At 60.4% G+C, this 25011-nt stretch carries 23 protein-coding genes; 11 read left to right on the top strand and 12 right to left on the bottom strand.

The features are described from left to right. Positions 1-99: 99 nt before the first annotated feature. Positions 100-783: a M48 family metalloprotease gene (locus ABMC88_RS14100; RefSeq protein WP_349577538.1), complete on the top strand. Its 684-nt coding sequence runs from the start codon at positions 100-102 to the stop codon at positions 781-783. A gap of 70 nt (positions 784-853) precedes the next feature. On the opposite strand, the gene ABMC88_RS14105 is transcribed toward ABMC88_RS14100, so the two are convergent. The 5 genes from ABMC88_RS14105 to glnE form a co-directional block, all read right to left on the bottom strand. Continuing rightward, the gene (locus ABMC88_RS14105; RefSeq protein ID WP_349577539.1) at positions 854-1396 is read right to left on the bottom strand and encodes an RSP_2648 family PIN domain-containing protein; all 543 of its coding nucleotides are present in this window, start codon (positions 1394-1396) and stop codon (positions 854-856) included. Between the two features lie 31 nt (positions 1397-1427). Beyond that, on the bottom strand, positions 1428-2645 hold the full coding sequence (locus ABMC88_RS14110; protein ID WP_349577540.1) for an RSP_2647 family RNA methyltransferase: 1218 nt from the start codon (positions 2643-2645) through the stop codon (positions 1428-1430). 39 nt (positions 2646-2684) lie between these two features. Further along, positions 2685-3428 carry a DUF6778 family protein gene (locus ABMC88_RS14115; protein WP_349577541.1) on the bottom strand — a complete coding sequence of 248 codons (744 nt, stop codon included), beginning with the start codon at positions 3426-3428 and terminating at the stop codon, positions 2685-2687. Positions 3429-3586: 158 nt separating this feature from the next. Next, complete coding sequence (locus ABMC88_RS14120; protein WP_349577542.1) at positions 3587-3856, bottom strand: hypothetical protein; 270 nt, start codon at positions 3854-3856, stop codon at positions 3587-3589. Further along, a complete protein-coding gene (gene glnE, locus ABMC88_RS14125) occupies positions 3853-6645 on the bottom strand; it encodes a bifunctional [glutamate--ammonia ligase]-adenylyl-L-tyrosine phosphorylase/[glutamate--ammonia-ligase] adenylyltransferase (RefSeq protein ID WP_349577543.1) in 2793 nt (930 codons plus the stop codon). Before glnE ends, ABMC88_RS14120 begins: the two co-directional genes overlap by 4 nt. A 241-nt stretch (positions 6646-6886) precedes the next feature. Here glnE and ABMC88_RS14130 point away from each other — a divergent pair, with 241 nt between their 5' ends. The 3 genes from ABMC88_RS14130 to ABMC88_RS14140 all read left to right on the top strand — a co-directional run bounded on the left by ABMC88_RS14130 (position 6887) and on the right by ABMC88_RS14140 (position 8717). Beyond that, on the top strand, positions 6887-7318 hold the full coding sequence (locus ABMC88_RS14130) for a DUF2852 domain-containing protein (RefSeq protein WP_349577544.1): 432 nt from the start codon (positions 6887-6889) through the stop codon (positions 7316-7318). Positions 7319-7398: 80 nt separating this feature from the next. Beyond that, positions 7399-7824, top strand: a complete 426-nt coding sequence (locus tag ABMC88_RS14135; RefSeq protein WP_349577545.1) for an RDD family protein — start codon at positions 7399-7401, stop codon at positions 7822-7824. A gap of 71 nt (positions 7825-7895) precedes the next feature. Next, entirely contained in the window at positions 7896-8717 is an 822-nt protein-coding gene (locus ABMC88_RS14140; RefSeq protein WP_349577546.1) for an arginyltransferase, read from the top strand. A gap of 144 nt (positions 8718-8861) precedes the next feature. Here the strand turns inward: ABMC88_RS14140 and ABMC88_RS14145 are convergent, their stop codons facing one another. The 3 genes from ABMC88_RS14145 to ABMC88_RS14155 all read right to left on the bottom strand — a co-directional run bounded on the left by ABMC88_RS14145 (position 8862) and on the right by ABMC88_RS14155 (position 13404). Then, positions 8862-11216, bottom strand: a complete 2355-nt coding sequence (locus ABMC88_RS14145) for a TRAP transporter large permease (protein ID WP_349577547.1) — start codon at positions 11214-11216, stop codon at positions 8862-8864. Beyond that, entirely contained in the window at positions 11216-12184 is a 969-nt protein-coding gene (locus tag ABMC88_RS14150) for a TRAP transporter small permease subunit (protein WP_349577548.1), read from the bottom strand. Before ABMC88_RS14150 ends, ABMC88_RS14145 begins: the two co-directional genes overlap by 1 nt. Before the next feature lie 131 nt (positions 12185-12315). Continuing rightward, positions 12316-13404 carry a TRAP transporter substrate-binding protein gene (locus ABMC88_RS14155; protein ID WP_349577549.1) on the bottom strand — a complete coding sequence of 363 codons (1089 nt, stop codon included), beginning with the start codon at positions 13402-13404 and terminating at the stop codon, positions 12316-12318. 262 nt (positions 13405-13666) lie between these two features. Here ABMC88_RS14155 and ABMC88_RS14160 point away from each other — a divergent pair, with 262 nt between their 5' ends. The 5 genes from ABMC88_RS14160 (at position 13667) to ilvN (ending at position 18664) form a co-directional block, all read left to right on the top strand. After that, positions 13667-15085 (top strand): cache domain-containing protein, encoded by a 1419-nt coding sequence (locus ABMC88_RS14160; protein ID WP_349577550.1) that lies wholly within the window; start codon positions 13667-13669, stop codon positions 15083-15085. After that, positions 15082-15726: a response regulator transcription factor gene (locus ABMC88_RS14165; protein WP_349577551.1), complete on the top strand. Its 645-nt coding sequence runs from the start codon at positions 15082-15084 to the stop codon at positions 15724-15726. The genes ABMC88_RS14160 and ABMC88_RS14165 overlap by 4 nt, the downstream gene beginning before the upstream one ends. 336 nt (positions 15727-16062) lie before the next feature. Continuing rightward, positions 16063-17814, top strand: coding sequence for an acetolactate synthase 3 large subunit (locus tag ABMC88_RS14170; protein ID WP_349577552.1), 1752 nt, complete (start codon positions 16063-16065; stop codon positions 17812-17814). A gap of 5 nt (positions 17815-17819) precedes the next feature. Beyond that, positions 17820-18104: a hypothetical protein gene (locus ABMC88_RS14175; RefSeq protein WP_349577553.1), complete on the top strand. Its 285-nt coding sequence runs from the start codon at positions 17820-17822 to the stop codon at positions 18102-18104. Further along, positions 18104-18664: an acetolactate synthase small subunit gene (gene ilvN, locus ABMC88_RS14180; RefSeq protein WP_349577554.1), complete on the top strand. Its 561-nt coding sequence runs from the start codon at positions 18104-18106 to the stop codon at positions 18662-18664. The genes ABMC88_RS14175 and ilvN overlap by 1 nt, the downstream gene beginning before the upstream one ends. A 133-nt stretch (positions 18665-18797) precedes the next feature. Here the strand turns inward: ilvN and ABMC88_RS14185 are convergent, their stop codons facing one another. Beyond that, positions 18798-19967 (bottom strand): DegT/DnrJ/EryC1/StrS family aminotransferase, encoded by a 1170-nt coding sequence (locus ABMC88_RS14185; RefSeq protein WP_349577696.1) that lies wholly within the window; start codon positions 19965-19967, stop codon positions 18798-18800. Positions 19968-20229: 262 nt separating this feature from the next. On the opposite strand from ABMC88_RS14185, the gene ABMC88_RS14190 reads away from it, so the two are divergent. Beyond that, positions 20230-21384: an aromatic ring-hydroxylating oxygenase subunit alpha gene (locus ABMC88_RS14190; protein ID WP_349577555.1), complete on the top strand. Its 1155-nt coding sequence runs from the start codon at positions 20230-20232 to the stop codon at positions 21382-21384. After that, positions 21381-21599 (top strand): hypothetical protein, encoded by a 219-nt coding sequence (locus ABMC88_RS14195; RefSeq protein ID WP_349577556.1) that lies wholly within the window; start codon positions 21381-21383, stop codon positions 21597-21599. Before ABMC88_RS14190 ends, ABMC88_RS14195 begins: the two co-directional genes overlap by 4 nt. Here the strand turns inward: ABMC88_RS14195 and ABMC88_RS14200 are convergent, their stop codons facing one another. The 3 genes from ABMC88_RS14200 to prfB all read right to left on the bottom strand — a co-directional run bounded on the left by ABMC88_RS14200 (position 21600) and on the right by prfB (position 24991). Further along, positions 21600-23009 carry an amidase gene (locus ABMC88_RS14200; RefSeq protein ID WP_349577557.1) on the bottom strand — a complete coding sequence of 470 codons (1410 nt, stop codon included), beginning with the start codon at positions 23007-23009 and terminating at the stop codon, positions 21600-21602. It abuts the gene before it with no gap. 63 nt (positions 23010-23072) lie between these two features. Continuing rightward, positions 23073-23867, bottom strand: coding sequence for a hypothetical protein (locus ABMC88_RS14205; protein ID WP_349577558.1), 795 nt, complete (start codon positions 23865-23867; stop codon positions 23073-23075). After that, positions 23867-24991: a peptide chain release factor 2 gene (prfB, locus tag ABMC88_RS14210; protein ID WP_349577559.1), complete on the bottom strand. Its 1125-nt coding sequence runs from the start codon at positions 24989-24991 to the stop codon at positions 23867-23869. Before prfB ends, ABMC88_RS14205 begins: the two co-directional genes overlap by 1 nt. Positions 24992-25011 lie beyond the last annotated feature (20 nt).

A 25011-nucleotide genomic window follows, 5' to 3' on the forward strand; every position in this document is an offset into this window, starting at 1 on the left:
CGCATGGTGACTGCGCTTTAGTCTTGCGTGGTCACACTGCTGTTAGAAAGCAGGCACGCCACCACTTGCCCTGCCCCGCTTTCCATCCATATTTAACCTATGTTCAAAGTTCTCCCCATTCTACTTGCCGTGCTCTACGGCCTGGCCATGTACCGTTTTTCCGTTTGGCGTACGGGGCGTGAGCTGGATGAAAAATCAACCGTACTGGCCGATCCTGCGTTGGTGGGGATGACCAAGCAACTGGCCAACGCCCTCGATATCCCGCGGATCAAGGTCCATATCTACGAGATCGCGCCCGTGAACGGCCTTGCCGCCCCTGACGGGCGAATTTTCATCACCCGCGGGTTTTATAACAAGTTTCGCGCAGGTGAGGTCACGGCCGAGGAACTGGCCAGCGTGATCGCGCATGAACTGGGGCATGTGGCCCTTGGCCATTCGCGACGGCGGATGATCGACTTTTCCGGCCAGAATGCGATGCGGGCTGCCCTCGGCATGGTGCTGAGCCGTATTATCCCCGGCATCGGGATATGGATTGCAAGCGGGCTGACCTCTCTGCTGGCGGCGAAATTGTCGCGCAGTGACGAATATGAGGCGGACGCCTATGCGGCGGCCTTACTGACCAAGGCAGGCATCGGGATCGCGCCGCAGATCTCGCTTTTTGAAAAGCTGGATGCGCTGACGAAATCAAGCGGCGGAACAGCGCCCGCGTGGCTGATGAGCCACCCCAAGACCGCCGAGCGGATTGCCGAACTTACAAAAATGCAGGGTAAATGGGAGAGCTGAGGGAGGGGGCGCTGTCCCCGCAGCCGAAGGCTGCTCCCCCCGAAATATTCAAGGCCTAAAAAATAGGCGCCTAGGTGGTGAGCGCTTTGCCCAGCCGTGGCAGGCGGGCTTTTTTCATCAAAGACCGCTTGTCCCAGTCCTCACCTGACAGGCGGCGGGCTTCGTCGACGACTGATTGGGCCACGTGGTCTACGGCGTCGGGGTTGGCGTGGTAGTGGCCCAGCAGGAAGGCGTCGGGGTCATTGCGGCTGAGGCCCTCTTCTGCCAGCAGGCCACGGGGGAAATCCTTGGCGTTCATGGTGATGATGCCGTCTGCGTTGCCGTGGATCGCGGCGGCCAGAACGTGGATGTCATTTGCGTCGGGCAGCCACAGCCGCGCCTCCAGCCCTGCGTGTACGGGCACGCTGGCTCTGGGGAAGGCGCTTTGGATCATGGCGATTTCGCCGCGGGCAATAGCCTCGCCCTCGGGGCCGAGTTTGCGTGCGGCAAGGGCCCATTCCTCCAGAATGCGTGCGGACCACAGTGGAGTATAGGCGCCTGTACGCGCGACGCCCAAAAGCATCTCGCGCATGACGGTGGGGTAGATCACGCAGGCATCCAAGAGCATTTTCATGGGGGTGTTGGCACCTTTGCCGTGATTAATCCTAGAGGTGGAAGAACAGCGACTTGAGGTAGCCCGTTTCTGCCAGCTGAGGCAGTTGCGGGTGGTCTGCACCGGCAAAGCCTGTGTGGATCAGCGAGGGTCTGCGCCCTGCCCGCCCTATGCCGCGCACAGATGCCGTGCGGAAGGCCGTGAGGTCTGCGGCGTGACTGCATGAGCAAAGCCCGAGGATGCCGCCCTCGGCCACCAACGGCGAGGCGAGCCTTGCGATACGCTCGTATGCGCGCAGGCCCGCCTCAAGCGCGGGTTTAGCGGGGGCAAAGGCGGGAGGATCGCAGACGACCACGTCGAACTCGGCTCCCTCGGAGCGCAGGGCTGTCAGCACGTCAAAAGCGTCCCCTTGGCGGGTGGTCAGCTTGTCTTCGACGCCCATCGCAGCTGCGCCTTGTTCGGCCAGCGCAAGAGCGGGGGCAGAGCCGTCGACGCACAGCGCTGATGACGCGCCCGCAGCGATCGAGGCCAGACCGAAGCCGCCCACATGCGAGAATACATCCAGTACACGCGCCCCGCCCCGTGCCATAGAGGCCGCAAAAGCGTGGTTGGGCCGTTGGTCATAAAAGATGCCCGTCTTCTGGCCACCTGTCAGGTCCGCCATATAGGTGGCCCCGTTCATCTGTACCGCCACAGCCGCGTCGGGCGCGCTGCCTGCGAGTACGGCGTTCACGTCGTCCAGCCCTTCAAGGCTGCGGGTGCGGCCAGAGGCGTTTTTCAGCACGTTTGTGACACCTGTCACTTCGATCAGCGCCGCCGTCAGCGGCTCAATCAACGCATCCGACCACGCCGCGTTGGGCTGGATCACGCAAGTGTCGCCGAAGCGGTCGATGATGACGCCCGGCAGGCCGTCGGCCTCGGCGTGGACAAGACGGTAGAAGGGCGCGTCGTACATCCGCGTCCGAAGGGCAAGGGCGCGGGCCAGATGGCGGGCGATCCATGCCTGATCAATGACGGCGGCGGGGTCTGCATCCATCATGCGGGCAATGATTTTGGAGTTGGTGTTGACCGTCACCACGCCCAAAGGCTGGCGCAGGCTGTCTTCCAGCACCGCGATGGCTCCGGGGGCCAGTGCTTTGGTACGGCGGTCGGTGACCAGCTCGTTTGCATAGACCCACGGCGCGCCGTGGCGGATCGCACGGGCGTTGGCCTTGGGCATCAGGCGGACAACAGGAAGGGGGTGAGACGTGGAAAAGGGCGCTATATTCATAGCGCCCTTCCCTAATTGGTATCCGTGGCAAGCGAAAGCCTAGAGTCTGTTCACCAGCTGATAAAAGCCGAGTGAGGCGTTTTTATAGCCTTCGGGCCGGCTCATCTGTTGGCGGATCACTTCGGCGATGTGACCGGAGATGCGGGCCTTCTGGGTCAGGCCGCGGCTTTCGGCGACGATTGCCTGCTGACCGCCAAAGGCCTCAAGGTCGGTTTCGACGCGGCGCGGCTCGGACAGGAAGGCGCCTGTCTTTGCATCGCGCAGGACCATGTTAAAGACGATGTGATGTACGCCGCCCACGGTATAGCGGGCCTTTTCGCTGAGCGCATGGAAGCGGACCAGCTGCACGTCCAGAATGACCGGCACAGGCCCCTGAAAAACGGTGGTGCCGTTGGTCAGCGCATCATGCATGATGCGGGCAACCTGTGCGTGGCGGTTGCCCATCGGGTCTTCGCGCCAGACGATATCGCCACCGGGGTAATAGCGGTTGGCTTCGGAGACTTTCAGATCGCTTGGCACGCTCACGTTGATCTGGGCCACATTGATCTGCTTCAGGATCGCTTCGGGCAGGATGGTCCGCGCCTCGTTGGCGGAGGCCGTGATGCGGCGCACGCTTTTGGTCGGATCAAGGGAGAGACGCGCGTTGTCGCGGGTCTGCGTGCCATAGGTTGCTTGGGGGGACTGTGTCTCGAATTGGGCGTCGCGGGTTACGGTATCGGACGCACCGCATGCGCTCAGCGCGGCGCCGATGCTCAGTACACATGCCAGTTTCATCATCTTCATCTCGTACTCCTCAGACCCTGCGGCCTTGAACTTGCTACGAGAACACTGATGGCGGGTGAATAAGGCAGGTTTTAGACAAATTTGCGCAAGACTTGGATCAAAACAGAGGTATTAATCCTATCTTAAGCATTCCCCAACGTAAGATTCAGCGACAATGCCTAGTCCCGCTTGCGGCTGCGCCATCCGCCCCGCCGGCGCGGCGTTGCAATGCTGTGCAGGCCTTCCGTTAAGACTTCGGACATCGGATGGGCAGGGTCGCCCCCGTACATGGCCAGAAGGGCGCGCAGGGCGGTTGGGGTTTCACGGTCGGCCCCCAGGCTGAGCGCCCAATCTAGGAAAATCGTGCGGCATTCGGATTTGGTGATGCCGCCGATCTGGTAAGCCTCAAAGATCAGACCTTTTGGATCGTCGGGGATGGATTTCTTCATGTGGGTGCTCCGCCGCCTAGTGCCGCGGTTATGATCGCGTCTGCCCGTGCGTAATGCTGTGCCAGTTGCGTCTCCAGATCGGCGCTGGTGTCGTGTTCGGGCGCCTCGGCCACCGCATCCAGCAAAAACCGCTGTGTCGCGCTGCGCAGGGTGCCAAGCTGCAAGGGGGCCGACGACAAAAGCCGCGTGGCCGATTGCAGCGCCCACAGGCGGGCATAGGCGGCGGTCAGGGTCGCCTGCCCTTGCGCGTCAATCAGACCTGCGGCGCGTGCTGCCGCCAGCCCTGCGGGGATGTCGCGGTCTGTGCTGCCGCCGATCAAGGCCCCCGCTTGGGCAAACAGTTCGATGTCTTGCAGGCGGCCCGCGCCGATCTTGGCGTCCAGAATACCGTTCGCTGATTTCGCGGCGGCAATGCGGGCACGCATCTGGGCGGTTTGCGCACGGATATGCGCCGCGTCGCGGGGCAGTTGCAGGATTTCGGCCCGCAGCGCCTCGACCGTCCGGCCCAGTGTTTCAGGGCCCGCAATCACTTCGGCGCGGGTCAGGGCCAGATGCTCCCACACCCATGCCTCATTGCGCTGGTAGCTGGCAAAACTCTCGATCGAGGTGGCGACGGGGCCTTTGTTCCCTGAAGGGCGCAGGCGCAGGTCCAGCTCATAAAGCCGCCCTTGGGCCATGGGGGCGCTCATCGCGGTGATCATGGTCTGGGTCAGGCGGGCATAGTATTGGCGGGCGGCCAGCGGGCGGCGGCCGTCCGACATCTCGACCCCGTCCGCATCATAGATCACGATCATGTCCAGATCGGACTGCGCCGTCAGCCGCCCCGCCCCAAGCGAGCCCATGCCGACGATCACCGCGCCTTTGCCGGGCGGCGGCCCGTGACGGCGCGAGACTTCGGCGATGACCACAGGCCACAATGCGCCCAGCACAGCGCGGGCCAGATCGCTGTAGTGCGCCGCTGTGGTGTCCGCATCTGTGAGGCCACGCAGATGATGCACGCCAATGCGGAAATGCCATTCACGCGCCCAGCCGCGTGTGCTGTCAAGCTGGCTCTCGTAATCGTCCAGCGCGGCAAGGCGGTCCGACAGCATCTGCGTCAGTGCCGCCTGCCCCGGCCAATCAGCAAAGAAATCGCCGCCGATCACCGCATCCAGCACACCCGCATTGCGCGACAAATGGGCCGCCAGCATAGGCGAGACACTGACGATGGTGATCAGCAGATCGGCCAGTTGCGGGTTCGCCTTGAGCAGGGAAAACAGCTGCACCCCTGCAGGCAGCCCCGCAAGGAAGCCGTCAAAGGCCCGCAGCGCCTCGTCCGGTTTGTCGGCCAGCGCCAATTTGGCAAAGAGGTCAGGCTTTAGCTGTTCGAACAATTCCGCACCGCGTTCCGAACGCATGGCAGGATAGCTGTGCCATGCCTCGACGACTTTATCGTCAAAGCTGTGCTGGGGCGGAGGTGGCTCGGGTGCGCGGCTGTCGGCAAAGAACCCTTCGGTGATCTCGTGCACAGCACTTAGCCGCTCGCGCAGGGTTTGCTCAAACGCGGTCACATCCATATCCATCATCGCGGCAATCCGCGCCATGCCCTCAGCCGATTTGGGCAGCGTGTGGGTCTGCGCGTCGCGCACCATCTGCAAGCGATGCTCGACCGTGCGGTGGAAGGTATAGTGGTCGCTCAATTCCTCTGCCGTTGCCTCCGGCACCCAGCCTTTGGCGGCCAGCAGCGCAAGGCTCTCTTTCGTGCCGCGTGTGCGCAGGCCCGCATCGCGCCCGCCTGCGATTAACTGGCGGGTCTGGGTAAAAAACTCGATCTCGCGGATGCCGCCACGGCCCAGTTTCATATTGTGGTCGGGCAAGGTGATCGGCCCGCCAAGCCCCTTGTGGGCGCGGATGGCAAGGCGCATGTCGTGGGCGTCCTGAATGGCGGCGAAATCCAGATGCTTGCGCCAGACAAAGGGTTTCAGCGTATCAAGGAACGCCTCCCCCACGCCAATGTCGCCCGCGCAAGGGCGCGCTTTGATATAGGCGGCCCGCTCCCACGTGCGGCCAAGGCTTTCGTAATACCGCTCGGCGGCGAGGATGCCCACGCAGACGGGCGTGACCGCAGGATCGGGGCGCAGGCGCAGGTCGGTGCGAAAGACATAGCCGTCATCGGTAATCTCGCTGAGGCTCGCGGCCATGGCGCGGGTGGCTTTGATCAGCCCCGCGCGCGCCTCGTGAAAATCAGTCGCGTCAAAGCGGTCTTCGTCGAACAGGCAAATCAGATCAATATCGGACGAGTAGTTCAGCTCGCCCGCGCCCATCTTGCCCATGGCCAGCACAGTCATGCCGCCCCCCTTATCCGCGTCATCGGCGCCAAGACCGGGAAGCTTGCCGCGCCTGATCTGCGCCGACAGGGCCACGCGCAACGCCGCATGGCTGGCGGCATCGGCATAATCGCTCAAGGCACCTGTCACCTCCTCCAGCGACCACGCGCCGCCCAGATCGGCCAGCGCAGACAGGATCGCCACGCGCCGTTTGCCTTGCCGCAGCCCTGCGCGCAGCGAGGTTTCGTCCAACTGTTGCGGTGCCGCGATAATGGCGGCCAGCGCGGTCTTGGGGGCCTGCACAGCCTGCGCCAGCCACGCGGCTTCTTGCGTGATAAGCCGCGCCAGATAAGGTGCCAGCGCCGCGGTCCCGCGCAGCAACGGGTGCAGGTCTGTGTCGAAATCAGCCAGCGGCAGATCATCCACCGCTTCATCGCCACGCGGGCAACGTGTCAGCAGTTTTGAGAGGGAAACATAGGTCATACCCCCACAGTCACCCCTGAACCGTCCGCCGTCAATACGTTTCAGCGCGGAAATTTTCACAGCCAAGGCACTGATATGAAACGGCTAATCAAACAAATGTAAAAAGCTTTCACATTTGCTCTTGCAATAATCCAGCCCGTTCCCAAATTGAATGATGTGAAAGGCATTAACATAAGCGTCCTTTCATCGGTGAAGCGCCCCGATCATGGTGGCCGCACACCACATACCCAAGGGGACCGATATGGCCACACAAACGTACACCGCTTCCTACTCCAACCGCAGCATGCCACGCGAAGGCTGGCTCACCCGCTCGGAAAACTGGCTTGATGCGCGCGGCAAGGGCGCATGGATCGCCGCCATGGTGTTGGGATTTATCTTCTTCTGGCCCGTAGGCCTTGCCCTGCTGGCGTATATGATCTGGAGTAAACGCATGTTTTCATCATCCTCCCGCAGCTGTAGCCGCACCATGGGCCGCACCATGTCCATGGCCCGCCCCACAGGCAACGCAGCCTTCGACGCCTACAAGGCCGACACCCTGCGCCGCCTTGAGGAAGAGCAGAACAACTTTGAAAGCTTCCTTGAGCGTCTGCGCGAAGCCAAAGACAAGTCCGAGTTCGACGCCTTCATGGACGAACGCGCCACCCGCAAGGACGACAAGACCGAGGACGCCTAAGGCCCCTTGAACACAAACGGGCCGCTCCCCACCTCAGGGGTGCGGCCACCCCCAAATCCCCCAAACTGAACGAGCCCCAAATGACCCCTGATCCCGACCTCTCTCCACAATTTTATGACGGCGTGCCCGCGAAACGTCTGATGGCGTGGGGCGTCGATACGGTGCTGATCTTTGTGCTGGTCCTGCTGGTGCTGCCGTTCACAGCCTTTCTGGGTCTGTTTATCTTTCCCTTCCTGTATCTGGTAATCGGCTTCGCCTACCGCGTCGTGACCCTGTCGCGCGGGTCGTCGACATGGGGGATGCGCCTCATGGCGATCGAGCTGCGGACCCACGATGACGAACGCTTTGATAGCTCTGCCGCGTTTCTGCATACGCTGGGCTATACGGTCTCGCTGGGGATGCCGTTGCTGCAATTTATCTCGGTCGTTATGATGCTCAGCACCGAACGACGTCAGGGCCTGACCGATATGGTCATGGGCACTGTCGCGATGAACCGCCGCGCCTGAAAACTTTGGGGTTTGCACGCCCCACCACGCAGGCTATCGTCTGATAAATCCCCCGTAAGGACCACAGCTTAATGCGCCACTCGCTTCCTATTGCGCCGCAGTTCTATGTGACAGCCCCCCAACCCTGCCCCTATCTTGAGGGACGGATGGAGCGGAAACTGTTCACCGCGCTGCAAGGCGAAAATGCCGAGAAGCTGAACGCCAGCCTGTCGTCACAAGGATTCCGCCGCAGCCAGAATGTGCTCTACCGCCCATCCTGCGCCGATTGCGCCTCGTGCCTGTCGGCCCGCATTGACGTGGCCAAATTCACCGCCAGCAAAAGCCAGCGGCGTACGCTGAACCGCAACGCGGGGCTGGCGCGGCGCGCCACATCGCCTTGGGCCACCGAAGACCAATACGACCTCTTCCGCCGCTACCTTGACAGCCGCCACTCCGATGGCGGCATGGCGGATATGGACGTCTTCGAATTCGCCGCCATGATCGAGGAAACCCCGATCCGCAGCCGCGTCATCGAATATACCGACACCGAAACAAACGAACTGATCGGCGTCTGCCTCACGGATGTGCTGGGCGATGGAGTCAGCATGGTTTACTCCTTCTACACCCCAGACCGCCCCCGCGACGGCTTGGGCAACTACATTATCCTGGATCACATCAACATCGCCCGCGATGCGGGCCTGCCCTATGTCTATCTGGGCTACTGGGTCCCCGGCAGCCAGAAGATGGGCTACAAAGCCAAATTCTCCGGCCTCGAAGTCTTCATGGCCGGCGAGTGGCACCCCATGCGCGACCCCGAAGGCTTTACGCCCGAACAACACCCGCTCAGCAATGATCCAATTGCCGAACAGGTCGCCAACATCTCCCTGCCCGATCTCACGCCAAAACGCGGCTGATCCCCCCAATGGGCCACAACGTCCCCGCACCTTCTTTATTTTGCCCTTAAACTCAATCCCGCGCCCACAACGGGCACTGCGGGTTCACATACGAAAAAGGGCGCCCGAAACAGGCGCCCTTTTCTAATTCCGTGTCATCCTAAGTCAATTCGGGATCAGATCCGGAATGATCGTCACGATCGACGGGAAGAACCACAAGATGGCAAGCCCCGCCACCTGGATCAACACGAACGGTATGATCCCGCGGTAGATGTGGCGCGTCGTGACACTGGGCGGGGCAACCCCGCGCAGGTAGAACAGGGCAAACCCGAAGGGCGGCGTCAGGAAGGACGTCTGCAGGTTCACCGCGATCATGATCGTCACCCACTTAGGGTCAAACGAGCCGCCGTAAATCACCGGCCCCACAATCGGCACCACGATGTAGATGATCTCGAGGAAGTCGAGAACGAAACCCAGAACAAACAAAACCACCATCACGATGAGGAATACCTTCAGCTCGTTATCAAACGACTTCAGGAACTGCTGGATGTAATGTTCACCGCCAAAGCTGATCACAACAAGGTTCAGCAATTGCGACCCGATCAGGATCGTAAACACCATCGAGGTCACTTTGGCTGTCTCGCGCACAACAGGTGTCAAAACGCCGTTGGTGTACAGGATCCAGCAGCTGAACAGCAGGCCGAACACGGCGTAAAGATACGCACCATAAGCGACAAAGAACGCCACCCAGTTCTCGAAACCGACCTCATCCTGATTGATGCGCAGATCAAAGTTCACACCGACAAGGATACAGATGATGATCGCCAGCGTGGACCAGATGATCACCTTGGGCGAGCGGTCCAGATCCTTGAGCTTGCGGTAGGCGGCCAACATGATCGCACCCCCTGCCCCAAGAGCGGCCGCAGGTGTCGGGTTGGTGATCCCGCCAAGGATCGAGCCCAGCACCGCAACGATCAACACCAGCGGTGGGAAGACCACGCGGATCAGCTCGTTCCTGGCGCAGAGTTTGACGCCATAGACCACGCCATACATGACCGCCACAAAGGGCAAGGCCATCAGCACGACCATCACACCGGGGCTGGTCGTCGGGCTGACCAAAACGATGTCGACCAACAAGAGAACGACAATCCCGATCCCCCCGATCAACAGCGGCTTGGCATCAGCCGAAGGCGACACCCCCCGCGCAGTGGTCAGGATCAGACCCAGAAGGATCATCATGATCGCGATGCCGGTACCAATAGGCGCTGCCGCGTCGATCTTGGCGGCTTGGGCTTCGGCAAATTCTTCATCCGACAGCTTTTCGCTCGCCGCCAGACCGCCCGCATCCTCGATCACCTGCTGCTGCTGGATCGCAAGGTCCCAGCGTTCCTGACCGTGCAGCTCGATCATCGCGGCCTTACACTGGTCATTCACATTTGTACGCAGCGTGGCCGCTTCACCGATGTCCGAGAAGCTGGAAACGCGGGTATCCTGACTGCCCACGATGCCAAGATTGCCAAGGACGATCGTCCCTACAATCATCAGCACAGGCGCGCCGGCAAACCATGTGAACGCCTCAGAGCGGGTCACGGGTTCGGCGTTGGTCGACCCCATCGGCACGGCAGGCGCCTTGTCGGGGTTCAGCAACGCATAGCCAAAGGCATAAAGCGCATAGAGCAACGCCAGCATGATACCGGGCAGCAGTGCCGCCTGGAACAACGTCCCGACCGAGACAACCGCAGGCTCCCCCAGATAGGTCAACGCGTCGGTACAGCCCAGCGACGAGGCACGCGCCTCTTGCGCGGCTGAGTACAAGTCACCTGCCAGCGTGCCCAAAAGCACGATCACGATGGACGGCGGAATGATCTGGCCCAAAGTGCCGGAGGCCGCGATGACCCCTGTCGCGATCTCGGGCGAGTAGTTGTTGCGCAGCATCGTCGGCAGCGCCAACAATCCCATCGTAACAACCGTCGCACCCACGATCCCGGTCGAGGCCGCAAGGAAAGCCCCCACAACCACAATCGACACGGCCAAACCACCCGGCAGCGGGCCAAACACCCGTGCCATCGTCGTCAGCAAGTCATTCGCGATCTTCGAGCGTTCCAGCGTGATGCCCATCAGAACAAACATCAACACGGCCAACAGCGTCTCGATCGACTGGCCTGCAAGCACACGTTCGTTCATGCGGTTCACAACAAACGATACGTTGCGGTCCAATGCGACTTCCCACCCTTGGGGGAAGACAGGCTCGGCGATCCTTGGCAAATCGGGATAGCGGAACAGCGATACCGCGTCCTCCCTGATGCCCGAGTTCACAAGCGCGCGGTATGCCTCGGATGAGGTATCAATCGCTTGGTGAATAAGCAGCCCCGCGCTGTCCATCGCGGCAATGATCCCGAATGAGATCATGCCCGCGCCACCGATGGCAAAAGCCACCGGGAAGCCCGACAGAATACCGCCGAACAGGCAGACAAACACAATGATCAGGCCGACTTCGACCCCGTCTAGTCCGAAAAACATCAGTGTGCTCCCTCGTATGCTTCTTCCCCTTCGCCAAGACTGTCCTTGTCGAGGTATTTTCCTGCGCTTTCTTCACCTTCACGCAGTTCGCACCACGACCGGTAGAACATTGCGATTGCCTGCAAAATCACCATCACGCAGAACAGGCACAGCAGGACTTTGAAGATAAAATAGCCGTTGAACCCGTTGGGCGAAAAGCCGATCGTCTCGACGTTCCATTTCAGCACCCGCGACTTGCGCAACAACAGCTCGAGGCTGTCGGAGGCCGACGGGTTAGGCGTGACCAGATGGCGCCACAGGAAATACCAGCCGTACATCCATGTCACGATGGCAAAGGGCATCATGAAGAACACCGCGCCGAACATGTCGACGATCTTTTTGGTGCGGAACTTTGCGCCCGCGTAGAACAGGTCAACCCGTACATGCCCGCCTTGGACAAAGGTATAGGCCACGCAAAGACAGACCACCAAGGCGTTGTAAAGCTTCAATTCTTCGGCAAACCAGCTGATGTCGAATTGCAGCGGGATACCAAAGCCGACCGAGATGTCGGGCCGTGTGAATATCCGTTGCATAAACACGATGATGATCTGCTGAAGCACCATCAAAAGCCCCGCCCAGGCGAACAGGCGGCCTACTCCGTTGCCGACCCATTCAAGGCCGCGCACCATGCCCCACATGAACGCGCGCTTGCGCATGCCGACGATGGTCAGGATGACCAAGGCAACCAACAGGACAAAGAAAAACTCGACCGAGCCACCGTAGTAGATGAAGCGCATCATGGCCTTTGGATCAGTCCAGTTCAGCCACATGCCGGGGTTCAGGATGGCGGCGAAGAAGTTGTAAAACGCCTCCAGCACATTGCCCGCCACGAATTGAACCAGACCACTATCCTGGAACTTGTCAAGGCAGCTGAGCTTTGCGCCCTCAGCTGCACGGAAAAATCCCGAACATACAATATCGTCAGCCATGTATCCCCCTCCGGATGCGCCTCATGGGGCGCGTGCATTTCGCAATCTTGCGGCAGTTTGCCTGCCTGTGTTTGTGAGTAGCCAAGGGCCACGCAGAATATGCGTGGCCCCCGTCTTCGATTGGAAATCGATTACATGTTTGCGCGGACGCGCTCACGCTGTTCGACGTAGAAGGCGTCGGACTTGGACAGCCATTCAGCCGAAGACGTAAGCGACGCTTCAAAGCTGGCGCGTGTTTTTGCAAACAGCTCGTCGCCCATGTTTTCGTCCATGACTTCGGCGGATGCTTTACCGAATGCATCCCAGACATCGTCAGAGAACTGCATGGTTTTGACGCCCTGCTGCTGCAGACGCGACAGTGCCGCACCGTTGTTTGCCAGCGTTTCTGCCAGCTGAACGTGTGTTGTCGCCATTGTTGCGTATTCGATGATCTTCTGGTGCGCCGGGGACAGCTCGTTGAAGACATCGAGGTTAACCGCACATGCAAGGCCCGAGCCTGGCTCGTGGAAGCCAGCAGTGTAGTAGACTTTTGCAACTTCCTGGAAGCCGGCGCGTTCGTCCGCGAAGGGACCAACCCACTCCAGACCGTCCAGCGCGCCCGAAGACAGTGCTTGGTACAGTTCACCACCGGGGATGTTCTGAACGGATGCGCCCAGTTTACCCAGCACTTTGCCGCCCAGACCTGGCATACGGAATTTCAAACCGTTGAAATCAGCGGCTGAGCCGATTTCGTTGCGGAACCAACCACCGGACTGTGAACCGGAGTTCCCTGCGAGGAACGACTTGAGGTTGAAGATCTCGCCCAGTTCGTTGTGCAGGTCATGGCCGCCACCGTGGTGGTACCAGTTTGTCAGCTCTTGTGCTGTGCCGCCGAAAGGTACGGCTGTGTAGTAGGCGTAGGCAGGGTGCTGACCGATGAAGTAGTAATCGGCAGAGTGGTACATGTCGGCCTGACCGGAGGAGACGGCGTCGAAGACTTCGAACGCGCCGACCAGCTCACCGGGGGCTTTTTTGTCGATGGTCAGCGTGCCGTCAGACATCTCGTTAACCATGTTGTTGAGGTATGTGGCCGCATCGTCCAGCACGGCGAAACCGCGTGGCCATGATGTTACCATTGTCAGTGTCTTTTTGCCTTGGGCATAGACAGGCGCGGCCAGCGTGGATGCTGCTGCGGCTGTACCACCAAGGGCAGATGTCTTCAAAAATGAACGACGATCCATAAGGTATCCTCCCGGGATTATTATGCCCGCACAGCGGTGGATTCCGCGCGCGGGTTGTTTCAAGTGCCGCTACCCTAACGGCTTGGATAGGATTTAAAATACCTACTACTGCGTAGAAATGCACAATGCGCTGATTTTTAGGCTAAATTTACCAATTCAGGCCGCAAGATCAGGTGCGTTATACGGGCGGCACCCCATACATGTTGTGGCGCGGTCGTGGTTTCGCTTTGCTCCGACGCGGGATTCGGCGTATCGAATCGCCATGTCGGCCTTTCCACGTTTTCATATCCCCTACGGGCAAAAACTGACGCTGCTGGCGGCTGTGCCGCTGATTCTTGCGGTGGCCGCTATTGCCTTGGTCGTGGCCATTCAGGCCCGTGCGCTGGCCGAGCGCGAAATCAACGCGCTGGAGACGCAGTTGATCGAGACCAAAAAGGCCGAGCTGCGCAACTATGTCACCCAAGCGCGCAACGGATTCTACTTTATCTACGGCAATGCCTCCCCCACGGATGCGCAAGCCAAGGAGCGCGTGGCCCAGATCCTGTCGGCGATGATCTATGACGAGGACGGACAGTTCTTTGTCTATGATTATGACGGCACGGCCATCGTCTCGCCGCGAGAGACGGCGCGCATCGGGCGCAACTTCAGCGGCGAGACAGACGCCGAAGGCACGCCCGTGGTGGACCGCATCATCGACATCGCCCGCGACGGCGCAGGGTATCACGATTTTGTCTGGCCCAAACCCTCGACAGGCGTGCCTGCGCGCAAGATCGTTTATGTGACCTCCTTTCCCTCGTGGCGGTGGGCGGTTGGCACGGGGGTTTTTATTGATGACGTGGTGGCTACCGTTGCCACGTCGCGGGCGGATGTGCAGGCGCGTGTGCAGCGCACGTTTGTGTATATCGGGGCAATCACACTGGTGGCGCTGCTGGTGGTGTTTGGCTCGGGCATGGGGCTGAACCTGCGCGAACGGCGCTTGGCGGACGCCAAGCTGCGCAAACTGACGCAACGGGTGTTTGACGCCCAGGAAGAAGAGCGCGGCCGCGTGGCGCGTGAATTGCATGACGGGATCAGCCAGATCCTTGTGGGCGTCCGCTATGCGCTGGACAATGCGCGGCGCAGGCTGCCCTTGGGCGATGGATCCGCGGATGCGCCGCTGCGCAAAGGGATCGCTACGCTGGGCGAGGCCATATCAGAGGTGCGCCGCATCAGCCGCGACCTGCGCCCCGGCGCGCTGGATGATCTGGGACTGGGCGCCGCCCTGCGCCAGTTGGCCGAGGAATTCGGCGAACGCACAGGCATCGAGGTCCATGTGGAGACAGTGGTGTTCCGCAACCGTCTGGATAATGAGGCCAAGATCGCGCTGTTTCGCATCGCCCAAGAGGCGCTCACCAATATCGAGCGGCACGCGAGCGCCACCGACGTCAGCGTTGATTTGCGCGGCCACCCAGATGGCGCGACCTTGATGATCAAGGACAATGGCATTGGTTTTGACCTCAACGCACAGACGCCCGGCCTTGGCTTGCGCAACATGCAAGAACGCATGGACCAGCTGCGCGGCACCTTGTCTTTGCGCACATCCCCCGGCAGCGGTACTATTGTCGAAGTTCAGGCCCCCCTCGCCCATATGCTGGCCCCCGATACGACGGGCCAAACCTCCCCAGACAAGGAAACCGCATGACCCACCCCCTGCGCATTGCCATCGTAGACGATCACCCCATGGTCGCCGAAGGCATCCAGAGCATTCTGGAAAGCTATAATGATGTCGATGTTGTCGGCACGCTCAACAGCGGGCGCGAGATGATTGACCAGTTGGAGACACTGGCCCCCGATGTGATCCTGATGGACCTCAACATGCCCGACCTCGGCGGGCTGACCGCGACCGAGATGGTGCTGGAGACCCGCCCCCAAACGCGCATCGTCATCCTGTCGATGCATGACAGCCCCGAATATATCTCCTCGGCGCTGAGCCACGGGGCGATGGGGTATCTTCTGAAAGACGTCCCCACGGACGAGATCAAGCTGGCGATTGATACGGTAATGGGCGGCGACCAATATCTGTGTACCGGTGCCAAGGGGGCGATCACGCCCAAAGAAGGTGGCGCACGCGATGCACTGACGGGCCGCGAACAAACGATCCTGCTGCAACTGGCACAGGGCCAGTCCAACAAGGAAGTGGCCCTCACCCTCGATATTTCTGTTCGCACGGTGGAGACACACCGCAAGAACATCAAACGCAAGCTGGGCATTTCCTCCACCGCGGGCCTGACGCGCTATGCGCTGGAGCATGGGGTGTTGCAGGGCACGGGTGTGGATTTTTAAGACAGTCGGCCGGATCACATCGGCGCTTGGGTCAAATCAGACCACTGGCTTTACCAAAATGTCGCTTCAAACCCAAGTTCGCGCAATAAAATTTCAATAATTCCGCATTTGGGGACATAATTATGGAAAAATGGCTGTTGACGCCCTTGCGATCCAATCCTAATGTCCCAAAACGCATAAAGGAGCCTTTGGGCATGAACGATCTAGTCGTCATTGTGAGGAAACAGCGCATGGGCCGGTAACGGTACACCATATTCTACCCCATGCGCCCCCGACACCATCGGGGGCTTTTTTATGCCAAGCCGAAGAATTCAAACGCCCAAACGGAGCAAGACCATGACACGCCAAATGACCGGAGCCAAAATGATCGTTCAAGCCCTGATTGATCAGGGTGTCGATACCGTATTCGGGTATCCTGGCGGCGCGGTCCTACCGATCTACGACGAGATTTTTCAGCAAAACCACATCAAACACGTGCTTGTGCGCCACGAACAAGGCGCGGTTCACGCCGCCGAAGGCTATGCCCGCTCGACCGGGAAACCCGGTGTGGCGCTGGTGACGTCCGGCCCCGGTGCGACGAATGCCGTAACGGGCCTGACCGACGCGCTGATGGACAGTATCCCGATCATCGTTCTGACGGGTCAGGTGCCGACCTTCATGATCGGCTCGGATGCGTTTCAAGAGGCCGATACCGTTGGCATCACCCGCCCCTGCACCAAACACAACTGGCTGGTGAAAGAGACAGACAAGCTGGGTGAAGTGATCCATGAGGCGTTCCACATCGCCACGTCGGGCCGCCCCGGCCCTGTTTTGGTCGACATCCCGAAGGATGTTCAGTTCGCGACAGGCACCTACGCGCCCAAAGCGCCGTCAAAGTCGCATTACCAGCCGCAACTGAAGGGCGACATGGAGGCGATCACCGAATTGGTCGAGGCGATGGAGAAAGCCGAAAAGCCCGTGTTCTACACGGGCGGCGGCGTCATCAACTCGGGTCCCGCGGCATCGCAGTTGTTGCGCGAACTGGTGGCGGCGACAGGCTTTCCGATTACGTCTACCCTGATGGGGCTGGGCTGCTATCCTGCGTCCGGCGACAATTGGCTGGGGATGCTGGGCATGCACGGCCTCTACGAGGCAAACATGGCGATGCACGGTTGCGATCTGATGATCAACATCGGCGCGCGCTTTGACGACCGCATCACGGGCGTTGTTGAAAAGTTCAGCCCCGACTCCAAAAAGGCGCATATCGACATTGATCCCTCCTCGATCAACAAAGTCATTCGCGTGGACATCCCGATCATGGGCGATGTGGGGCATGTGCTGGAGGATCTGCTGAAGGTCTGGAAATCACGCGGCCGCAAGACCAACTCGGACGCGGTGGCCAAATGGTGGAAACAGATCGAGGAATGGCGCGCTGTTGATTGCCTGAAGTTCAAGCAGGAAGGCCCTGTTATCAAACCGCAATACGCGCTTGAGCGGCTTGAGGCACTCACCAAAAAGCACGACCGCTATATCACCACCGAAGTGGGCCAGCACCAGATGTGGGCCGCGCAGTATCTCGGATTTGAAGACCCCAACCGCTGGATGACCTCTGGCGGGCTCGGCACAATGGGTTACGGCTTCCCCGCCTCGATCGGCGTGCAAATGGCCCACCCCGAGGCGCTGGTGATCAACGTCGCGGGCGAAGCCTCGTGGCTGATGAACATGCAAGAGCTGGGCACGGCCATGCAATACGCCCTGCCCGTCAAACAGTTCATCCTCAACAATGAGCGGTTGGGCATGGTGCGCCAGTGGCAGGAACTGCTGCACGGTGAGCGGTACTCAAGCAGCTGGTCCGAGAGCCTGCCCGATTTTGTAAAGCTCGCCGAAGCCTTTGGCGCCAAGGGCATCCTGTGCAGCGACCCCGACACGCTGGACGACGCGATCATGGAGATGCTGACCCACGACGGCCCCGTGCTGTTTGATTGTTTGGTCGAGAAGCACGAAAATTGCTTTCCGATGATCCCGTCAGGCAAGGCACATAACGAGATGATCATGGGCGAGGTTGATACCTCAACCGCGATTGATGCCGCAGGCAAGCTGTTGGTCTAACCCCGATGGAGGAACAAGCCCCAACTCCCTATCAACTGATGCCGCGCTGGTGGCAAATAGGTTCCAACACTGTGCTGATGGCCGCCTATTTGCTGTGGCTTGTGCCGATTGCCCAATACTTCTGGCGCGGTGCAGGCTGGGGCGGAACCTTTGTGTGGGTGCTGGGGGTTTTAACTTTTCAGTTCTTCCTCGCCAGACTTGTCAAACTGGTCGAGTTCTTTGAAACGGCCAAACAAATCGAACAATCGCAAGCCCATGAGGGTAAGCCGCATTTCGGAGATATAGAATAATGTCCGCACTAAAAATCAAAAAAGGCGCGCAAAGCCATTCCGCTTATAACCTACGCCCCAACTTCTCGGATGTGGAAGAACGCCACACCCTCGCCCTGATGGTCGAGAACGAGCCAGGTGTTCTTGCGCGTGTCATTGGCCTGTTTGCGGGTCGTGGCTATAATATCGACAGCCTGACCGTGGCCGAGGTGGATCACACGGGCCACCTGAGCCGTATCACCATCGTCACGCGCGGCACGCCGCAGGTGATTGAACAGATCAAAGCGCAGACTGGTCGCATTGTCTCGGTTCGGGAGGTCCATGACCTTACCGTTGAGGGCGCGAGCGTCGAGCGCGAGCTGGCGATGTTCAAAGTTGCAAGCACCGGCGACAAACGGGTCGAGGCCCTGCGTCTGGCCGACATCTTCCGCGCCAATGTGGTCGACAGCACGTTGGAAAGCTTTGTCTTCGAGATCACAGGCGCCCCCGAAAAGATCGACGCCTTTGCCGACCTGATGCGCCCGCTGGGCCTGATTGATGTGGCCCGCACGGGTGTCGCGGCCTTGTCACGGGGGACTTAAGCGCGGGCATTCCAATGAATTAGGCACGATCCGCTGTGCGGGCGGATCTGCCATTTGTTGCAGCTGCGCGATTGTCCGCTTGACGTAGGGCGAGGCACGGTCCTCTTCTTGGCCTCGCCAACACGCGCCGCAGTTATGCCTTCATGGTCGCTCCAAGTGCGTCAAGAATTGTCTGCGCCACGGCATCACATTCCTCAAGGCTAAGACGGGAAGGCAGGCGCACATCACAGGCACGGTTCAACATTTCGCGGGTTTTGGGGCGGTCGGGATTTTCGGTTAGAAAATGCCAGTTCCAGAATGCCCGCGCATTGTCTTGTGAACGGCCAAAGACTTGGACATTCAGGCCCGATGCCGCAGCTTGGCCCGTGAAGTCGTCCACTTGCGTATCTGTCATTCCGCGTAAATTGAACTGAACGGAGTCCGGCGCGCGGTTTTCTTGCGGCAACGCATTCGGGACAGAAATCCACTGGCAACGGCCAAGAATTTCCACAACATGATCATGGTTGCGCCGCCCGTTCGCGACCCGCTCCGCAAGCGCATCAAGCTGGGGTCGGATCAACGTCGCCGAAAGTGTATTTAGCCGCAGATTGTAGAGCGGCAGCTTGTTTTGCCATTTTGCAAAAGCCGCATGAAGGACCGGGTGTTTTTGCCAGTTATGCTCATAGGCGCCCGACATGATGATCGCCTGCGCAATAAGATCGGCGTCGTCGGTGACCATGATGCCACCTTCACCGGCATTCAGCATTTTGTAGGACTGAAAACTGAAGCACCCGACCTTGCCAATGGTCCCGATATTCCGACCGTCCCAAGTTGTGCCAAGGCTATGGGCGGCATCTTCGATCACGGGAACACCGGCGGCGTCACAAAGCGCCATGATCGCATCCATGTCCGAGGTGTGGCCCCGCATGTGGCTGATGATAACCGCGTCAGCCATCGGGAGCTTCTGTGCAAAGTCATCAAGGTCGATCCGATAATCATCGCCACATTCGCACAGCACCGGAACGCAATCCGCATGAAGCACTGAAGACGGCACCGCCGCGAAGGTGAACGCGGGAATGAGCACTTTGGAATCGCGCGGCAGGCCGAGCGCTTTGAGAGACAGAAACAGGGCTGCTGAACAGGATGAAACCGCCAGCGCAAATTTACTTCCAAGCGCTTTGGCGAACTCTGCTTCTAGCAACGCCACAGGTGAATGATCGGAGCTGTAACGAAACAGATCGCCGGTTTGTAAAATCCGATCAACTTCCTTTTTGGCCGCATCCGGAATGGGTTCTGCAGCAGTTAAATTCGGTAGCTTAGGCATATCGCTCGTTCCTCTGGAATCGACCGTGGTGACAAAAAGGCGCGACACAGGTCATCATCGATTTTCCCCAGCTTTTACATCCTAGCAACGCAGATGAAAACAAGTTGCCGGAAGCGGACCTTTGTGGTCGTCCCTTCGGGCTCTGACCGTGCTGTCGCCTCCCCCTCCCCGCGCATGTCGCCCGCAGGCAAAGCGGGTCGCTGTCGGAAAAGTGTCTCCCCCTCCCGCACGCTAGCCTTTTCGTAATCAACAGGAGAGCGTCATGGCCCGATCAGACATCAGCACCGTTCGCAACCCCATTGAAGCTGCCAACGGCCTACCCAATGCGCATTACATCGACGCGGGTGTTTTTGATGAAGAGCGCACCGCCGTGCTGGCTGACAATTGGGCGGGGCTGGCTGTCGCTGCGGATGTGCCTGAAATCGGCGATGCGGTGCCCCTCACCTTCCTTGGGATGCCCCTGCTGCTGGTGCGTGATAAACAAGACACTGTGCGCGTGTTCCAGAACATCTGCCGCCACCGCGGCATGATCCTTGTGGACGCGCCGCGCAAGATCGAGGGCGCGATCCGTTGCCCCTATCATTCGTGGTGCTATTCGACCTCGGGCAAGTTGGTAAGCACACCGCATGTGGGCGGGCCGGGGCAGAACACCCACGACGGCATCGACCGCGACCTGCTGGGCCTGATCGAGGTGCGCAGCCATATCTGGATGGATGTCGTCTGGATCAACATCTCGGGCACCGCTGCTCATTTCGAGGAGGCGAACGCCGAGCTGCTGGCCCGCTGGGCCGAGTTTGACAAGCCGCTCTATCACGGCGGCGCGAACAGCCGCTTTGCGCTGGAGGTGAGTTGCAACTGGAAGCTGGCGGTTGAAAATTACTGCGAGAGCTATCACCTGCCCTGGGTGCATCCCGGGTTGAACAGCTATTCCCGCCTGGAGGACCACTACCACATCGAAGCGCCTGACCGTTTTTCGGGCCAAGGCACGCTGGTCTACCGTCAGTTAACGGGCGAGGACGGGCAAAGCTTCCCCGATTTCGGCGACCTCAGCGACAAATGGGACACGGCGGCCGAATACATCGCCGCCTATCCCAATGTGCTGCTGGGTGTGCACCGCGACCACGCCTTTGTCATCATCCTCGATCCGCAAGCCACCGACCGCACGGTCGAGCATATCCACCTCTATTACGCCGCCCCCACCACCGACCTCGATTTGCGGGCGCGCAACACCGCCCAGTGGAAAGAGGTGTTCGAGGAAGACATCTTTGTCGTCGAGGGAATGCAGCGCGGACGGCACGCGGTGGGGTTTGACGGCGGGCGGTTCTCGCCTGCGATGGACGGGCCCACGCATCTGTTCCACGCGTGGGTCGCGGCCCGGATTGCGCGGCGGCGCGACGCGACGCTTGCGGCTGAATGAGCGTTTCGGACGATGATCTGCTGGCAGCGCACGCATGTGGCGACACGGGCGCGCTGATCACGCTTTATACCCAAGCGGCAGAGGCCGCAGCGGATGTGGATACCGCGTGTTTCTTTCTGACCCACGCCCATGTCTTTGCGCTGGAGCGTGGCGATGCACGGGCTGCCGATTTGCGTGCGCGGTTGGTCGCCCACGGGCGCGAAACGCCCCTGTGATCAAAGGCTTGGCGGGCGCTTTTGCGGCCACTGCGTGACCCCGTGCCATTGCTGCGCCAACCGCAGCAGCGCGGCATCACTGCCCCGTGGCCCGATCAGTTGCAGCCCCGCAGGCAGGCCATTGGCACCAAAGCCGATAGGCACATTCACCACCGGCAGCCCAATCAGCCCCGCAGGCACCACCACCTGCATCCAGCGGTGATAGGTATCCATCCCGCGCCCCGCGATCTGTGCCGGATGCACCATCTCCACATCAAAAGGCCACAGCTGCGCCGAGGGCAGAACCAGCACATCGTGGCTGGCAAACAGCTCCGTCGTCTTGCGGAACCAGTCAGAGCGGATGGCGCTGGCCCGTTGCACGGTGCTGGCGGACATGTTCACGCCCCGCTCGACCTCCCACACGGCCGCGGGTTTAAGATGGGGGCGCATGTCTGCATCCGCGTAGGCTGCCCCCAGCCCCGCCGCCACGGCAAAGGATCGCAGATCGGTCCATGACGTCCACATGGCATCCGCATCAAAGGGCGCGGCCAGTGCCTCAACCCTGTGGCCCAAACCTGCCATCTGCTGCAAGGCGGCCTCTGAAATCTCGGTGATGCCTTCCGCGTAAGGGAAGGCCCCGCCCCAATCGCCCAGCCATCCCAGTGACAGGCCCTTGGGCGCGGTATCGATACCCTCCAGCGTCTTGCCCCCTTCGGTGCTCAGCGGTTGGCGCGGATCCGCGCCCGTCATCACATCCAGCAACATCGCCAGATCCGCAGGGCTGCGTGCCATGGGGCCGCTGGTGGCGAGCTGGTGCATGAACATGTCGCCCGCAGGCTCGGACGGGACGGTGCCCCATGTGGGGCGCATGCCGTAGACGTTGTTCCAGCCCGCGGGATTGCGCAGACTGCCCATCATGTCGGACCCGTCTGCAATGCCCAGCATCCCTGTCGCAAGCGCAGCCGCCGCCCCACCGGACGAGCCGCCAGAGGATTTGGTCAGATCATAAGGATTGTACGTGGCTCCATGCACGGGATTGAACGTGTGCGACCCCAGCCCGAACTCGGGCGTGTTGGTCTTGCCGATAATGATTGCACCTGCTGCACGCAGCCGCGCCACCATCACGTCATCCTGCGCGGCCACCTGCCCCGCAAACAAGGGCGAACCCATCGAGGTGGGCAGACCGCGCGCATTGGCCAGATCCTTGATCGCGATGGGCAGACCGTGCAGCGCACCTTTGTGCTGCGCTTTGTCCGCCGCCTGTGCGTCGGCCCGCAGATCATCACCGTCGCGCAGGCTGACCACCGCGTTCACCACAGGGTTCACCGCATCAATACGCGCCAATGTGGCATCCATCAGCTCTGCCGCTGACAGATCACCATTCTCCAGCGCGGCAGCTTGGGCCCGCGCATCCATGCTCAGAATATCCATACACCGATATGAGCAGCCATCGCAGGACAGCGCAACAGCTTTGGTGCCTCCGTCCGTCAGGGTTTATTTGTATGCCAGGTGCGCCGGCACGCAAAACGGCGGACGCGGCTTGCCTTTGGCATTCAACCCAACCCCGTCGACCCAGTCAGACGCCAGAAGCGCCAGTGGAACCTCGAAACCATGCCACGCATTGACGATGGGGCCTTGGCCCAAATCCTCATAATAGCTAACCCATGCGGCGTCATCTGTTGCACTGCCTTCCTCACAGGGGACAAAGCGGGCGCGGGCGCGTATAAACCCGTCAAAGCCTGCGCGAAGATCGCGGTGGCTTTCCGCCAGATCATCCGCATAAGGCACATTACCGCAAGCCCCGCCAATGAATTGCGGACCGACAGGCGTGCCTAGCGGGCTGGCGCTGAAAAAGCGCCATTCGCCGCTGAACACGCCAGCACCGAACATCGCAAGGTATTCACGGAACGCCCGCTCAGCGCTCCACCCACGTGTGGCCTGCACCGCCGCCTGCATCTCGAAGCTGTTCAAGAAACAACCGGGTGCTCCATCATAAGCATCCACCGCCGAGATATACGGTGCCACATCAGGATCCTCAGCGCGCAATGTGGCGGTAATGTCGGGTGGTGTAATTGTGCAAAGCGCAGGGCCGATCAACAGCCAGTCGCCTTGTTCTTCTGCATGTCCAACAGCCGTTGCTACGCGCGCCTTGACGGGCCGTTCTGCGCCCGGCTCAATAACGCAGCCTTGCGCGCCGAGGCTTTGCAACCCGCTTAACCATGCGAAGGCACCAAAATACCCTCCGAAACCCGCCGCGACAACGACAGCCGCCATAACGCCAAACCGCACTACTCGCCTTGCGCTTCCGCGCGGCTTTTGCCCGACACGGCCAGCGCAAGCGTCGCCCCCATCAGCCCGTCCAGATCACCGTCCAGCACGCCTTTTGTATCGGAGGTCTCATAGCTGGTGCGCAGGTCTTTGACCATTTGGTAGGGTTGCAGGACATATGAGCGGATCTGGTTGCCCCAACCCGCGTCACCTGCGTTCTCGTGGACCTCGTTCACCAAGGCGGAGCGCTTGTCCAATTCCATCTGGTAGAGACGCGATTTCAGCGCCTTCATGGCGATGTCGCGGTTCTGGTGCTGGGATTTCTCTGACGAGGTCACGACGATGCCCGTGGGGTGGTGGGTGATGCGCACGGCGGAATCGGTGGTGTTGACGTGCTGGCCGCCTGCGCCCGAACTGCGATAGGTGTCGATGCGGATATCGCTGGGGTTTACCTCGATCTCGATGTTGTCATCGACAACGGGGTAAACCTTGACCGAGGTAAAGGACGTGTGCCGTTTGGCGGCTGAATCGAATGGCGAGATGCGGACCAGACGGTGTACGCCGCTCTCGGATTTCAGCCAACCATAAGCGTTATGGCCGCTGATTTTATAGGCGGCGGATTTGATCCCCGCCTCTTCGCCCGCGCTCTCTGATTGAAGCTCGACCGAGTACCCCTTCTTCTCGGCCCAGCGAACATACATCCGCGCCAGCATCGAGGCCCAGTCGCACGATTCCGTGCCGCCCGCGCCCGAGTTGATCTCGAGGAAGGTATCGTTGGCGTCCGCCTCCCCGTCGAGTAGCGCTTCGAGCTCTTTTTGCGCGGCGGTGACCTCAAGTGCGGCCAGCGCGGCCTCGGCCTCCGATACGACTTCGGCGTCGTCTTCCATCTCGCCCAATTCGATCAGGTCAAGGTTGTCCTGAAGCTCTGTCTTGATGCCGTCATGGGTGGCCATCGCATCCACCAAAGCCTGGCGGTCGCGCATCAGCTTTTGCGCGGCAGCAGGGTCATCCCACAGGGTCGGGTCCTCAACGCGGGCGTTGAATTCCTCCAACCGATAAGGCGCGGTTTCGACGTTGAGCCGCTGGGCCAGAAGGTCCACTGATTTGCGGATTTTATCGACGGTACTTTGGACTTCTGCGCGCATGATCAACCTTGAGAATAAAG

It is taken from the genome of Sulfitobacter aquimarinus, assembly GCF_040149565.1.
Lineage (GTDB): Bacteria > Pseudomonadota > Alphaproteobacteria > Rhodobacterales > Rhodobacteraceae > Sulfitobacter > Sulfitobacter aquimarinus.

Bases quoted from the DNA above. Each gene is read 5' to 3' on its own strand.
- ABMC88_RS14100 (WP_349577538.1), top strand. From the start codon at position 100: ATGTTCAAAGTTCTCCCCATTCTACTTGCCGTGCTCTACGGCCTGGCC.
- ABMC88_RS14105 (WP_349577539.1), bottom strand. From the start codon at position 1,396: ATGAAAATGCTCTTGGATGCCTGCGTGATCTACCCCACCGTCATGCGC.
- ABMC88_RS14110 (WP_349577540.1), bottom strand. From the start codon at position 2,645: ATGAATATAGCGCCCTTTTCCACGTCTCACCCCCTTCCTGTTGTCCGC.
- ABMC88_RS14115 (WP_349577541.1), bottom strand. From the start codon at position 3,428: ATGAAGATGATGAAACTGGCATGTGTACTGAGCATCGGCGCCGCGCTG.
- ABMC88_RS14120 (WP_349577542.1), bottom strand. From the start codon at position 3,856: ATGAAGAAATCCATCCCCGACGATCCAAAAGGTCTGATCTTTGAGGCT.
- glnE (WP_349577543.1), bottom strand. From the start codon at position 6,645: ATGACCTATGTTTCCCTCTCAAAACTGCTGACACGTTGCCCGCGTGGC.
- ABMC88_RS14130 (WP_349577544.1), top strand. From the start codon at position 6,887: ATGGCCACACAAACGTACACCGCTTCCTACTCCAACCGCAGCATGCCA.
- ABMC88_RS14135 (WP_349577545.1), top strand. From the start codon at position 7,399: ATGACCCCTGATCCCGACCTCTCTCCACAATTTTATGACGGCGTGCCC.
- ABMC88_RS14140 (WP_349577546.1), top strand. From the start codon at position 7,896: ATGCGCCACTCGCTTCCTATTGCGCCGCAGTTCTATGTGACAGCCCCC.
- ABMC88_RS14145 (WP_349577547.1), bottom strand. From the start codon at position 11,216: ATGTTTTTCGGACTAGACGGGGTCGAAGTCGGCCTGATCATTGTGTTT.
- ABMC88_RS14150 (WP_349577548.1), bottom strand. From the start codon at position 12,184: ATGGCTGACGATATTGTATGTTCGGGATTTTTCCGTGCAGCTGAGGGC.
- ABMC88_RS14155 (WP_349577549.1), bottom strand. From the start codon at position 13,404: ATGGATCGTCGTTCATTTTTGAAGACATCTGCCCTTGGTGGTACAGCC.
- ABMC88_RS14160 (WP_349577550.1), top strand. From the start codon at position 13,667: ATGTCGGCCTTTCCACGTTTTCATATCCCCTACGGGCAAAAACTGACG.
- ABMC88_RS14165 (WP_349577551.1), top strand. From the start codon at position 15,082: ATGACCCACCCCCTGCGCATTGCCATCGTAGACGATCACCCCATGGTC.
- ABMC88_RS14170 (WP_349577552.1), top strand. From the start codon at position 16,063: ATGACACGCCAAATGACCGGAGCCAAAATGATCGTTCAAGCCCTGATT.
- ABMC88_RS14175 (WP_349577553.1), top strand. From the start codon at position 17,820: ATGGAGGAACAAGCCCCAACTCCCTATCAACTGATGCCGCGCTGGTGG.
- ilvN (WP_349577554.1), top strand. From the start codon at position 18,104: ATGTCCGCACTAAAAATCAAAAAAGGCGCGCAAAGCCATTCCGCTTAT.
- ABMC88_RS14185 (WP_349577696.1), bottom strand. From the start codon at position 19,967: ATGCCTAAGCTACCGAATTTAACTGCTGCAGAACCCATTCCGGATGCG.
- ABMC88_RS14190 (WP_349577555.1), top strand. From the start codon at position 20,230: ATGGCCCGATCAGACATCAGCACCGTTCGCAACCCCATTGAAGCTGCC.
- ABMC88_RS14195 (WP_349577556.1), top strand. From the start codon at position 21,381: ATGAGCGTTTCGGACGATGATCTGCTGGCAGCGCACGCATGTGGCGAC.
- ABMC88_RS14200 (WP_349577557.1), bottom strand. From the start codon at position 23,009: ATGGATATTCTGAGCATGGATGCGCGGGCCCAAGCTGCCGCGCTGGAG.
- prfB (WP_349577559.1), bottom strand. From the start codon at position 24,991: ATGCGCGCAGAAGTCCAAAGTACCGTCGATAAAATCCGCAAATCAGTG.